The 13,058-nt window shown below is 64.1% G+C and carries 11 protein-coding genes; 6 read left to right on the forward strand and 5 right to left on the reverse strand.

Annotation, left to right across the window (positions count from 1 at the left end; genetic code table 11):
• Window position 1 precedes the first annotated feature (1 nt).
• Complete coding sequence (gene bamC, locus LPA37_RS00175; RefSeq protein WP_228975904.1) at window positions 2–1,228, forward strand: outer membrane protein assembly factor BamC; 1,227 nt, start codon at window positions 2–4, stop codon at window positions 1,226–1,228.
• 219 nt (window positions 1,229–1,447) lie between these two features.
• Here bamC and LPA37_RS00180 read toward each other — a convergent pair whose 3' ends face one another.
• From LPA37_RS00180 to thiC, 4 genes are all read right to left on the reverse strand, one after another.
• Window positions 1,448–2,377, reverse strand: coding sequence for a DMT family transporter (locus tag LPA37_RS00180; protein WP_229010976.1), 930 nt, complete (start codon window positions 2,375–2,377; stop codon window positions 1,448–1,450).
• Window positions 2,378–2,967: 590 nt separating this feature from the next.
• Complete coding sequence (locus LPA37_RS00185) at window positions 2,968–3,423, reverse strand: hypothetical protein (RefSeq protein ID WP_228975900.1); 456 nt, start codon at window positions 3,421–3,423, stop codon at window positions 2,968–2,970.
• Between the two features lie 310 nt (window positions 3,424–3,733).
• Window positions 3,734–3,946: a glycine zipper 2TM domain-containing protein gene (locus tag LPA37_RS00190; RefSeq protein ID WP_228975898.1), complete on the reverse strand. Its 213-nt coding sequence runs from the start codon at window positions 3,944–3,946 to the stop codon at window positions 3,734–3,736.
• A 184-nt stretch (window positions 3,947–4,130) separates the two neighbouring features.
• Window positions 4,131–6,062 carry a phosphomethylpyrimidine synthase ThiC gene (thiC, locus tag LPA37_RS00195; protein ID WP_229010978.1) on the reverse strand — a complete coding sequence of 644 codons (1,932 nt, stop codon included), beginning with the start codon at window positions 6,060–6,062 and terminating at the stop codon, window positions 4,131–4,133.
• 605 nt (window positions 6,063–6,667) lie between these two features.
• Between thiC and LPA37_RS00200 the strand changes: the two genes are divergently transcribed.
• From LPA37_RS00200 to LPA37_RS00220, 5 genes are all read left to right on the forward strand, one after another.
• A complete protein-coding gene (locus LPA37_RS00200) occupies window positions 6,668–7,540 on the forward strand; it encodes a DUF1223 domain-containing protein (RefSeq protein WP_407672469.1) in 873 nt (290 codons plus the stop codon).
• 56 nt (window positions 7,541–7,596) lie between these two features.
• On the forward strand, window positions 7,597–8,253 hold the full coding sequence (locus LPA37_RS00205; protein ID WP_228975894.1) for a cytochrome b/b6 domain-containing protein: 657 nt from the start codon (window positions 7,597–7,599) through the stop codon (window positions 8,251–8,253).
• Entirely contained in the window at window positions 8,250–9,026 is a 777-nt protein-coding gene (locus LPA37_RS00210; RefSeq protein WP_229010981.1) for a molybdopterin-dependent oxidoreductase, read from the forward strand. The genes LPA37_RS00205 and LPA37_RS00210 overlap by 4 nt, the downstream gene beginning before the upstream one ends.
• Before the next feature lie 142 nt (window positions 9,027–9,168).
• Window positions 9,169–9,405: a pentapeptide MXKDX repeat protein gene (locus LPA37_RS00215; RefSeq protein ID WP_229010983.1), complete on the forward strand. Its 237-nt coding sequence runs from the start codon at window positions 9,169–9,171 to the stop codon at window positions 9,403–9,405.
• A gap of 382 nt (window positions 9,406–9,787) precedes the next feature.
• Window positions 9,788–10,705: an EamA family transporter gene (locus LPA37_RS00220; RefSeq protein WP_228975888.1), complete on the forward strand. Its 918-nt coding sequence runs from the start codon at window positions 9,788–9,790 to the stop codon at window positions 10,703–10,705.
• A gap of 73 nt (window positions 10,706–10,778) precedes the next feature.
• Here the strand turns inward: LPA37_RS00220 and LPA37_RS00225 are convergent, their stop codons facing one another.
• A complete protein-coding gene (locus tag LPA37_RS00225) occupies window positions 10,779–12,818 on the reverse strand; it encodes an NADPH-dependent 2,4-dienoyl-CoA reductase (protein WP_229010984.1) in 2,040 nt (679 codons plus the stop codon).
• Window positions 12,819–13,058 lie beyond the last annotated feature (240 nt).

Genomic DNA, 13,058 nt, shown 5'->3' on the forward strand with positions numbered 1-13,058 from the left:
CATGACTGATCGTCGTCTTACCCCGCGGTTCGCAGCATTGCTGGTGGCAGGCGGGCTCGTCGCCGGCTGCAGCGCGCCGTCGCCCACTCAAGTCGATTACAAGAGCGATTCGAAATCGAAGGAAGTGTCGCTGGCCGTGCCGCCGAACATGATCGAAGAAACGGCCGATCAGCGGTCCCTGCCGCCGCAGGGCGGCGAAACATCGCTGTCCACGCTGAAACAGGTCCAGGAAACGGCGCCCGTCACGAACGCAGTGGTGCCGGCGGTCGCGAACATGCACATCCAGCGCGACGGCACCGAAAGCTGGCTCGTGATCGATAACAGGTCACCCGATCAGGCATGGCCGCAAATCCGCCGTTTCTGGCAGGAACAGGGTTTCCTGCTGGTCGTCGACCAGCGCGACAAGGGCGTGATGGAAACCGACTGGAACGAAACGCACGCGCAGATCAACGATGGCTTGATCCGCAATACGCTGTCGAAGGCGATGGGCACCTCGTATGTGACGTCGGAACGCAATAAATATCGCACGCGTCTCGAACCGGCGCCGAATGGCGGCACTTACGTGTTCGTGAGCCAGAAGGGCATGCGTGAAGCGCTGACCGGTCCGAACAACGACTCGAGCCAATGGCAGGCGAAGCCCAATGATCCCGCCCTCGAGACCGAATACCTGAAACGCCTGATGGCCTCGCTGGCGGTGGCCGACTCGCGCAGCCAGACCGGCTCGCAGTCTGCCGCGGCGTCGCCGGCAGGGGCGCAAACCGCGCCTGCTGCGGCAACTGGCGCTTCGGCCGCGAAATCGGCCGCGGCCGCCACGGCGGCGCAGAACGTCGCGCTTGCCGCGCAAACCCCGACGCCGGACGAGCGCGATGCGGGCGGCAGTCAGTACACGTCCACGGAACTCACGCTCGGCGAGCCGTACGATCGCGCCTGGCTGCGCGTGGGCCTGGCGCTCGATCGCAGCAACTTCACGGTGGACGACCGCGACCGTACGAAGGGCCTGTACTTCGTGCGTTACGTGGATCCGAAAGACATGTCCTCGGCTGAGCAGGGCTTCTGGAGCCAGGTGTTCCACGGCAAGAAAGAGAAGGTCGCAAAGCAGTATCGCGTGAATGTCCGTGCGGTGACGCCGAACCAGACGCGCGTGGCAGTCGTCGACGAAAAGGGTGAAATCGATTCGTCCGCACCGGCCAGGCAGATCATGGCACTGGTGGTCGATCAGTTGCACTGAGCCTGAGCCGCGGTTCTCAAGCGACGTGTGACATCAAACCCGCCTGGCTGGCCCGCAGGCGGGTTTTTTGCGCCCGGAACCAGAAGAAGTAGCGTTTCGCCCGTTGATGGCCTGTGCGCCCGCGCGCCGAACCTCGCTCACCCGGTGGCAGTGGTTTTGCCCGCCAGCCTCCCCGGCGGCGGGCAATTTCCGGTTCTCGCGGGCAGGGCGGATGACTCTCTAGCCGGCCTCGCGGCTGCGCGCGCCGAAACCCGGGATGCGTTTGATCACATCCGTTGCCAGCGCCGTCCCGACGAGAATCACCGCGCATCCTTCGACCATGGCGGACGAAACCTGCTCGCCGAGAAAGAGTGCGCCCCACAGGATGCCGAAGATCGGAATCACGAACGTGACGGTGATTGCACGAGCGGGCCCGGCCACCGCGATCAGGTGGAAGAACAGCATGTACGCGACGCCGGTGCACGCGACACCCAGCGCGATCACGGCGCCCCAGGCATGCACGGAGACCGGCGTGACGGGCCACGTGGCGATGGCGACCGGTAGCAGGAGGATCGTCGCGCCCATCATCGTGCCGGCGGCGACGGTAAGCGAGTCGACGCCCATCAGATGCCGCTTCGTGTAATTCGCCGCGATGCCATACAGCAGCGTCGCGCCGAGCGCGGCTGCAGCGGCGAGCGCGGTGGTCGCGGGCGTGACGCCTGCGCCTTGCGGTGCGGCGATCTGCTCCCACACGAGCATCAGCACACCGAGAAAGCCGATCACCATGCCGAGGCTGCGCAGTGCGCTGAGCCGGTCCTTGAGCCACAGGAACCCGACGAGCGCGCCCCACAGCGGCGTCGTCGCGTTGATGACCGACGTCACCCCGGCGGAGAGCGTCAGCTCCGCATAAGCGAAGAGGCAGAACGGCGCCGCCGAGTTCAGAAGGCCCACGACGACGAGTGGCCACGCGCGGCTGCGAAGTGTGCCGAACGCTTCGCGCGCGGGACGTCGCGCGAGCAGCACGGCGAAGAGAAACAGCGCGCCGATGCCGACGCGCAGCGCCATCAGCGGCGCGACGCCAAAGTCGCTCACCCCGACGCGAATAAACAGGAACGACGCGCCCCACAGGGCCGCGAGGATGAGTAGCTGGACGAGATTTTTGAGGGTCATCGAAGGAGCGTCGCGCGCAGTTGGGTCGCGACTCGCAGGCATGGTAGCACCGGCGTCCTGGGGAATACTTCAGGCTGGAGTGAAACAGCAAGCACGCGCGCACCGCCTGCGCGGACACCTCTCGTTATCGTGACGCCGCCCCGCACGCAGGCGGCGCCACGACGATCCGGATCCGCCCCCCGCCATGCACGGCGGGACACGCCCGGCTAATGCAAAATCAATGTGGAATCATCCCCGTCAGCACGTTCTGCTGCAGCCAGACGAGAACCCCGAGCAGAACAGTGAGAAGACTCCTTCGTTGTTACAGGAATCGACGCGCTATAAAAAATCTGATCGTCGCGCCGCTTGAGACAGGACGGACCGAAGCGACATCGTCGGACTACACACGTTGTTTCGCTAATTAAACAGACAGTTCGCAAACCAGTCGCAGCATAGAGCCCTGCCCCGCGCCGTTAAGAGGGGAAACTACCGGCGAGGAGGATTTGAAGGCAAAACGAAAGAAAGCGATCTGATTCGATGCGTTGGCATGGCAACGGACACGCTCTTCCATCACGCAGGATGACTACGTTCCGAACCGCGACGATACGGTCCTAGTGACCGTGTCCTCCGCCGTGGTAGTAGCCGCCTCCGCCGTGGTGATACCCGCCGCCGTGATAGTAGCCGCCGTGATAACAGCATCCGCCGCCCCAGAATCCGAAGCCGATCGCGACCGAAGGCCCATACCAGGCGGGATAGCCGTAATACGCGGGGTAAGCCGGGTATGCAGGGTATGCGGGGTAGTAGGCCGGCACGGCGGGGGGCACGTAGCCGGTCGATGCGGTGTTTTGCTGCGTCGACTGCGTCGGCGGCACCGCCTGCGTGTAGACGCCGTTCTGGTCAGTCTGCTGGCCGGCGGGCATTTCCTGCTGGGTCGCGGCGGCAGGGACGGCGTTGTAGCCGTACGGATAATAACCGTATGGGTAATAACCGTACGGGTAGTAACAGCCGGACAGCGCCAGCAACAGGGCGGCCCCGGCTGAACGAAGGATGATGGAGACGGGCTTCATGACGCACTCCCTGACTGGTCACGCTACGTGGCCACACCGCGCGCGGCCAGCACATCATTCCCATGCGTGGCCGCGTCCATTGCGTCGCCTCGCCGGGCGATGCGCTTCCTCGAGCTTACGCCGACGTCGGCCATATGGGGTTAGGAAGCGGTTACCGCATATTTCAGCGTCACCTTGCCCGTGGCAGTCAAGCGACGCAAACCGGCGCGCTGTTCGTGCGCGACCGTCGCACGTGGATTTCGAGCCACATGAGCCGCGCCCCAACGGCAGCGCGCACAAGCTCAGCTCACACAAAGCGTCATTCCATCGCTTACTTGCCGACCTGATTCCCGATTACACCGCCGACGGCGGCACCGCCGAGCGTCGACAGCGTGCTGCCGCCGATCGCAGCGCCCGCCGCGCCACCCACGCCCGCGCCGATTGCCGTGTCCCGCGTACGCGGACTCATGCCGTCGCAGGCCGACAGACTCGCGACCACCGTGACCAGGGCCGCAATCGCGCTCACTCGCTGAATCGCTTTCATGGTGACACCTCTTCCTGTCTGGATGATGAAAGAAGAAGCATCCCGCGTTCCTGCCCATCCGATGGGGGCGAAGCCCGCTGCTACACGGCACGCACAAAAGATGAAGCCCGCCGAAGCGGGCTTCCTTGCCTGCCGTTCACGCGCGGCATCGCGTGTTTGCGGCAGTGATGGCCATGGCCGTGAATTACTGCCGTTGATAAATCTCAGCGCCTTTCTTCAGGAACTCGATCGACTTCACTTCCATTCCCTTCTTCAAGGCTTCGTCGTCGCTGATGCCTTGTTGCGCCGCGTATTCGCGCACGTCCTGCGTGATCTTCATCGAGCAGAAGTGCGGTCCGCACATCGAGCAGAAATGCGCGACCTTCGCGGAGTCCTTCGGCAGGGTTTCGTCGTGGAATTCGCGTGCCTTGTCCGGGTCGAGGCCGAGATTGAACTGGTCTTCCCAGCGGAATTCGAAGCGTGCCTTCGACAGCGCGTTGTCACGCACCTGCGCGCCCGGATGACCCTTCGCAAGATCGGCGGCGTGCGCGGCGAGCTTGTACGTGATGATGCCGGTCTTCACGTCGTCCTTGTTCGGCAAGCCCAGGTGTTCCTTCGGCGTCACATAGCACAGCATCGCCGTGCCGAACCAGCCGATCATCGCGGCGCCGATGCCCGACGTGATGTGGTCGTAGCCCGGCGCGATGTCGGTCGTGAGCGGCCCGAGCGTGTAGAAGGGCGCTTCGTCGCACCATTCCAGCTGCAGGTCCATGTTCTCCTTGATCAGCTGCATCGGCACGTGGCCGGGGCCTTCGATCATTGTCTGCACGTCGTGCTTCCACGCGATCTGCGTGAGTTCGCCGAGCGTCTTCAGTTCGCCCAGCTGCGCTTCGTCGTTCGCGTCGTAGATCGAGCCGGGGCGCAGGCCGTCGCCGAGCGAGAAGGCCACGTCGTACGCCTTCATGATTTCGCAGATGTCCTCGAAGTGCTCGTACAGGAAGCTTTCCTTGTGATGCGCGAGGCACCACTTCGCCATGATCGAGCCGCCGCGCGACACGATGCCGGTCATGCGCTTCGCGGTGAGCGGCACGTATTGCAGACGCACGCCCGCGTGAATCGTGAAGTAGTCGACGCCCTGTTCGGCCTGTTCGATCAGTGTGTCCCGGAAGATTTCCCACGTCAGGTCTTCAGCCTTCCCGTTGACCTTTTCGAGCGCCTGATAGATCGGCACCGTGCCGATCGGCACCGGCGAATTGCGGATGATCCACTCACGCGTTTCGTGAATGTGCTTGCCGGTGGAGAGATCCATCACCGTGTCGCCGCCCCAGCGGATCGCCCACGTCATCTTGTCGACTTCCTCGCCGATCGAGGACGTGACCGCCGAGTTGCCGATGTTCGCATTCACCTTCACGAGGAAGTTGCGGCCGATGATCATCGGTTCGCTTTCCGGGTGATTGATGTTGTTCGGGATGATCGCGCGGCCGCGCGCCACTTCCTCGCGCACGAATTCCGGCGTGATTTCCTTGAGTGCATCCGGGCCGAACGCGCTTGCACCGAACGCCTGGCCCGGATGCTGACGGCCCATCATCGCGGCGAGCTTTTCGCCGTTCGGACCGCTCGTACGCAGGCTTTCCAGATATTCGGCACGACGCTGGTTCTCGCGAATCGCGATGTATTCCATTTCCGGCGTGACGATGCCTTGCCGCGCGTAATGCATCTGCGACACGTTCTTGCCGGCCATCGCGCGACGCGGCGTGCGATGCAGGCCCTGGAAGCGCAGATCGGCGGTGGCGGAGTCGGCGGCGCGTTCGCGGCCGAATTCGCTCGTCAGGCCGGGGAGCGCTTCGGTGTCGCCGCGTGCTTCGATCCAGCGCTGACGCAGCGCGGGCAGACCCGCGCGAATGTCGATCTGCGCGTCCGGATCGGTGTACGGACCCGACGTGTCGTAGACATAGACCGGCGGATTCTTTTCACCGCCGAAGCTGTCCGAGGTGTCGGACTGCGTGATTTCGCGCATCGGCACGCGGATATCCGGCTGCGAACCGGTGACGTAGACCTTGCGGGAGTTCGGCAGGGGGGCGACAGCAGCAGCATCGACGTGAGCGTCGGCGGAAAGAAACTTCGGATTGGCGTTCATGCATATCTCCTGTGTGTCGACCAGAGTTCGCGTGTCGGCCGGAGTTGGCGCTTTAGCGCTTACTTCGGCCCCATGCAAAGCACTATGGGGAAGCCAGGCGGGAGACGAGACGGAAGGAGTCGGATTTCGTTGTGGCGTGAAGCAGGTGAGGCGGCGAAATCCGTACGCTTCCCTGCGCTGGCATTATCCAGATCAGGTTCAAAGGGTATTTCTCACCCACGAAGCACACCGACCATCGTTCGATGCGCCACGCAGGACCCCCGCGTTAGCAGCGCACACAATACACCGGGTTTTGGGCGCATGGCAACCCGTCTCGAAAAAATCGCCGCGGCCAGCGGCGCGTGATTCATGCCGGCATTTCGTCTGACCTTGTGGCTTTCTTTCGACTTGCGTTGTTGCCGGACACACGTCTGGCGGTAACCATTTCGTAATCTTCGGGGCTCGCCGCGCACCAATAAAGACATGAGTCGCTCCCCGTAACGATCGTCCTTTTACTTTTACGGCAGCGGTGCTGCCATACCCGCAAAAAAAATTCGCCCGCGCTGTCATAACCGCGGATGCGCAACGACAAACGTGCAGATTTCCAGACGGAGCCTGCCATGCAAATGCTTTCAACCCGATCGTCGACATCGCGCGAACCGGCACGTTGCGCGCACGTGGTGCGTGCTTTCGTGCTGACGCTCGCGCTGGCGACGAGCGGTGTCGCGCAGGCCGCTAACGCGATGTGCACCGCGCGCAGCCCGGCGCATCGCGTCGCGCTCGTCGAGCTGTACAGCAGCGAGGGTTGCAACAGCTGTCCGCCCGCGGACCGCTGGCTGAGCCAGTGGAAGGGCGGCGGCGTGCCGGAAAGTGTTGTGCCGCTCGCGCTGCACGTCGATTACTGGAACAGCCTCGGCTGGACGGACCGTTTTTCGCAGCATCGATTCACCGAGCGTCAGCAAAGCCTGACCGATCGCGCGGGCGGTCACACGATCTACACGCCGGAAGTATTCGTCTCCGGGCGCGAACTGCGCAGCTGGTCGCAGCGTTCCAGCTTCGAATCGCGCGTGCAGGACGTGACGGCAAGTCCCGCCCAGGCCGATGTCGCGATCGCCCTCGCCCCGCTGGCCACGGGTGCGGCAGCCGCGCTCGATGTCGACGCCACCTTTACCGCGCGCGCAACCGGCAGCGACAGGTTGAACGCTTACGTGGCGGTCTATGAAAACAACCTGAGTTCGCAGGTGCGCGCCGGCGAAAACAGCGGCGCGACGCTGCATCACGAGCGGGTCGTGCGGCAATGGATCGGGCCGGTGCCGCTCGTCGCCGGTCACGCGCGGATTCATCAGGATGTCGCGTTGAGCGCATTCGATCGCGATGCCGGTACTGACGCCGGCACAAATACGTCCACGTCAGGGAATAAATTCGGTGTGGTTGCGTTCGTTGAGAATGCCGCGACTGGCGATGTGCTTCAGGTGGCCGATCTCGGCGCCTGTCACTGAACCGTCGCTTTACGGATCCACCGATCCACTGATTCACGGAAACTGAGGAGCATTCGATGCATACGTCCCGTCTTCACGCCAGCGCCGCGCCGCCGGCCGCGCCCGCGAGTGGCGCGATACATCCGGCCTGGGTGCGCGTCACGCACTGGCTCAACGCGCTTGCCGCCATCGTCATGATGCTGTCGGGCTGGCGCATCTACGATGCGTCGCCGATTTTTCCGGCGTTCATGTTTCCGCCGTCGCTGACGCTCGGCGGCTGGCTCGGCGGCGCGCTGCAATGGCATTTCGCCGCGATGTGGCTGCTGGTTTTCAACGGCCTCGTATACCTCACGCTCAATCTCGCGGGCGGGCGCTTCTGGCACAAGTTCCTGCCGCTCTCGCCGCGCGCGATCGCCGGCGATCTCGTGGCCGCGCTCACGGGCAAGCTCTCGCACGCCGACCTGCGTCAGTACAACGCCGTGCAGAAATTCGCGTACCTGTTCGTCATTGGCGACCTGATCGTGCTCGTGCTGTCGGGCCTCGCGATCTGGAAGTCGGTGCAGTTTCCGCTGCTGCGCGAACTGATGGGCGGCTACGACACGGCACGCATCGTTCATTTCACCGCGATGTCGCTGATGGCCGCGTTTATCGTCGTGCACGTCGCGATGGTCGCGCTCGTGCCGCGCTCGCTGCTCACGATGCTGCGCGGCCGTCAGGGAGGTTCCAGATCATGAAGCCGGAACACAAACCCGCTATCAAACTCGACCGCGAATCGATCCTGATCGACGCCCGCCGCGAACTCGCGATGCCGTCACGGCGCCTGTTCGGCAAACAGATTCTGACGCTCGGCGGTCTCACGATGCTGACCGGCTGCTCGATCACCGACAACGATTCGGTGAACACGTTTCTTACCGCCGTGTCGCGTCTGAACGACAGCGCGCAGGCGTTCATTTTCGATCCGAAGCAGATGGCGCCGACCTACACCGAAACGCAGATCACGCGGCCGTTTCCGTTCAACGCGTTCTACGATATCGACGACGTGCCGGAAGTCGATGCGTCGAGCTACAAGCTCCAGCTGGGCGGCCTTATCACGGGCAAGAAGACGTGGACGCTGCCCGAGCTCTACGCATTGCCGCACGCCGAGCAGATCACACGCCACATCTGCGTGGAAGGGTGGAGCGCGATCGGCCGCTGGGGCGGCACGCCGTTTGGCGATTTCCTGCGACGCGTGGGCGCGGACACATCGGCGAAATACGTCGGCTTCAAATGCGCGGACAACTACTTCGAAAGCATCGACATGCCGACGGCGCTGCATCCGCAGACGCTGCTCACGTTCGACTACGACGGACAGCGCCTGCCGCCGAAATACGGCTTCCCGATGAAGCTGCGAATGCCCACCAAGCTCGGCTACAAGAACCCGAAGCACATCGTCGAGATGTTCGTGACGAATACGTATCCCGGCGGCTACTGGGTCAATCAGGGCTACAACTGGTTCGGAGGCTCCTGACGCGCGCGGATCATGCGTGCGGGCCCGCAGAGGTTTGTACAGGTTTGCATGGGGACCACACGGCATGATCCCGGACGGCAGAAGCTTCAGCAATACCCGGCACACGCCGGTTCAATCTTTGACAACAAAACGGAGTGATCTCATGAAAAAGCTCGTAATCGCCGCACTGGCAATCGTATCCCTCGCTGGCGGCACGTCGGCATTCGCGCAGGCAGCCAGCGGCGCGATGGCTAACGGCGCGATGTCGCACGATTCGATGTCGAAAGACTCGATGTCGAAAGACTCCATGTCGAAAGACAAGATGAGCCACAAGAAGATGAAAAAGGGCAGCGACGCGATGGGCATGAAGCACGAGGCATCGGGCGCAATGGCGAACTGACAGGCACACGCGGCATCCGCGCGCCGCGCGGATGCCGTCATGCCGCCAGTATCGGTGTAACAGGGACCGGACCCGCTCGCGCGGGCCCGGTCCTTTTCCGTGGGCTGCAGCGATTATTTATTACGTTTGCTTTCAGTGAGACCGGCCGGCGGTATTGCATAATGCTGCCGATGCCCGCTGAACGCGGGCTCGATCCGCGCTTAATCCGCGTCATTGCGTGTCAAGTCGGCCCATTTCCCGCCAGCAAACGTTTCCTGCCGTACTGCCGCCATGTCGTCCTGCTTCAATCGCTTATCCGCCTCTTCCGGGCGGCGCACGCCCCCACGTTCCCATGCTGCCGCCTCCCGGCTGGCGCCTTCATCGGCGTGGGCGGGTTGAGCGCATGTCGTTCCAGTTTCCCGAAACCTTCCCGTTTCGCGCACCGAAGACACCGCAAGGCCGGATCGCGCTCGCGCTGGCGGTTGTCTATATCGTGTGGGGCTCGACGTATCTCGCCGTACACGTGGCGCTCGGGTCCTTCCCGCCGCTGCTGCTGTCGGGGCTGCGTAACCTGTTCGCGGGCATTGGCCTCTTTGTCTTCGCGGTGCGTCGCCGGCCGGCCTGGCCGACGGCGGCGGAAGTCCGCAACGCCGGGCTCGTCGGCACGATGCTGGTGGGCTTGTCGAGCGGCATGCTGGCTTACGGGATGCGCACCGTCGGTACCGGCACGGCCGCCGTCATGGTCGCCACCGTGCCGCTGTTCGCGACCGTGATCGCGGCCCTTGCGGGCCGCAAGATCGGCAAGGGCGAATGGTTCGCGATCGGTCTCGGCCTTGCCGGTATCGCGATCCTGAGTCACGGCGATACGTCGCCGGGATCGGCGGGCGGCAGTCTCGCGATTCTTTGCGGCGCGCTCTTCTGGGCGGGCGGCGCGCATCTGGCCGGACGGCTGAAACTGCCGTCCGACCTGTTTCTGTCGACATCGCTGCAGATCGGCCTCGGCGGTGGAATGGCGACGCTCGTCGCGTGGGTATCCGGCGAGCGGATGCAGGCGGTGCACTTCCTGCCGGTGGTCGCGTTTCTGTATCTGATGCTGGTCGGCACGATGGCCGCGTACGTCGCGTATGGCTACCTGATCCGCCACACGAGCCCGATCATCGCGAGCAGTTGCATGTATGTGAATCCAGTCGTCGCGGTCGCGCTCGGCGCGTTGCTGCTCGGCGAACCCGTGACGCGCTCGACCGTGGTCGCGACCGCGGTGATTCTGTCGAGCGTGGGCCTGTCGTTCTTGTTCGACTCGCGCCGGCGCCGCGTCGCCTGACTGGTTTTTTCTCGACCTGCGTGTCTGGCCTGTAGTCCAGTCGCCGGACAACTGAAGCCGAAACCAGCCTGATTTAAAGGCGCGCGGCGAGTTCCGCGCCTTCGCGGATTGCACGCTTCGCGTCCAGTTCCGTCGCGAGCGCCGCACCGCCGATCACGTGAAAACGCGGGCCACTTGTGTGGGGCGAGGCGGGCACGGCGGGGTACAGGTCGCGCATCGATTCCTGCCCGGCGCATACGACGATCGTTTCCACCTCCAGCCACTGTTCCTCGCCGTTGTGCGCGATCCGGATGCCGCGCGGGGCGATCTCCAGATACGACACGCCATCGAGCATCCGCACGCCGTTACGTATCAGCGTCGCACGGTGCACCCAGCCGGACGTCTTGCCGAGGCCCGCGCCGGGTTTGCCCGGCTTGCGCTGCAGCAACCAGATGTCACGTGGCGGCGTGGCGGCTTCAACCGGCTTCAGGCCGCCGCGCGTCGTGACGGCGAGGTCGACGCCCCATTCGTCGAGCCACGCTTCGCGCGTTTGCGGCAACGGCTCGCCGTCGCGATGCAGCAGGAACTCGCTGACGTCGAAGCCGATACCGCCCGCGCCGATCACCGCGACACTGCGGCCCACCGGCGCGCCGAGCAGGACGTCGACATACGACAGCACGTTCGCGCCGTCGATGCCGGGAATCGACGGGCGACGCGGCACGATGCCCGTCGCGACGATCACGTCGTCGTAGCGGGAGGCCGCGAGCAACGGCGCATCGACGCGCGTTTGAAGGCGCACGTCCACGCCGTGCCGGTCGAGCTGGCTCTGGAAATAGCGGATCGTTTCGGCAAACTCCTCCTTGCCGGGAACGCGCATCGCCAGATTGAACTGCCCGCCGATGGTTGAGCCCGCATCGAACAGCGTCACGCGATGACCGCGAAGCGCGGCAACCGTCGCCGCCGACAGACCCGCCGGCCCCGCGCCGATCACCGCCACCGCGCGCGGCCGCGCCATATTGGCGAGCGGCCGGTACACGAGTTCGGTCTCGTGCCCCGCGCGCGGATTCACAAGACAGGTCGCACGCTGGTTCCTGAACGTGTGATCGAGGCACGCCTGATTGCAGGCGATGCAGGTGTTGATTTCGTGCGTGCGCCCTTCGGCGGTCTTCACGACGAAGTCAGGATCGGCCAGCAATGGCCGCGCCATCGAAACAAGATCGCCCGCGCCTTCGGCGAGCAACCGCTCGGCGACTTCGGGTGTGTTGATGCGGTTCGATACGATGACGGGCACGCGCACGGCGGCCTTCAGACGCGCGCTCAACGACGCGAACGCCGCGCGCGGCACCGACGTCACGATGGTCGGCACACGCGCCTCGTGCCAGCCGATACCGGTGTTGAACATCGTGACGCCCGCTGCTTCGAGTGCCCGCGCGACCTGGACGGTTTCGTCCCACGTGTTGCCGCCTTCGACCAGATCGATCAGCGACAGCCGGTACACCACGATGAACGGGCTGCCGCACGCCGCGCGTACGTGCTCGACGATCTCGCGTGCGATCCGCATGCGGTTTTCGATGCTGCCGCCATAGCCGTCCGTGCGCCGGTTCGTGCGCGGGCAGAGGAACTGGTTGAGCAGATAACCTTCGCTGCCCATGATCTCGATGCCGTCGTAGCCCGCGCGCTGCGCAAGCCGCGCGCAACGCGCGTAGGCGCGCACCGTGCGCGCGATGCCGGCTTCGGTGAGCGCGCGTGGTGTGAACTTCGAGATCGGCGATTTCACAGCCGATGCGGACACAACCAGTGGCTGATAGCCATATCTCCCCGCATGCAGGATCTGCAGCGCGATCTTGCCGCCTTCCTCATGAACTGCTTCAGTCAGTTTGCGGTGATTGTGCAGATCGAGGACTGAATTGAGCGTGCCGCCGAACGGCAACAGCCAGCCTTCGCGATTCGGCGAGATGCCGCCCGTGATGATGAGTCCGACGCCGCCCCGTGCGCGCTCGCGAAAATACGCTGCCAGCTTTGGGTAATGCCAGAACCGGTCTTCCATGCCGGTATGCATGGAGCCCATCACGACGCGGTTGCGCAGCGTCGTGTAGCCGAGGTCGAGCGGTGCGAGCAGATGGCGGTAAGACATGCAGGGTCGCTTGTAAAGTCGGGATGCTGACGAACGATACACGGCGATGCGTGTGCAATGCCGCAAAACTGTCGAGGAAAAATTCTAGCCCCCGCGAAAGCATTGAATCGCGGGGCTTTTCGTTGCGGTAATCGTTTCATGACGACCCGAGGCACACCAATTGCTCGACTGGATCGTCCGAACGATGCGGACATCGTGTCTGGAGAAGGCACGTCCGCCAGGGATATGAAAGGCCGCCGG

It is taken from the genome of Paraburkholderia gardini (assembly GCF_907164545.1).
Lineage (GTDB): Bacteria > Pseudomonadota > Gammaproteobacteria > Burkholderiales > Burkholderiaceae > Paraburkholderia > Paraburkholderia gardini.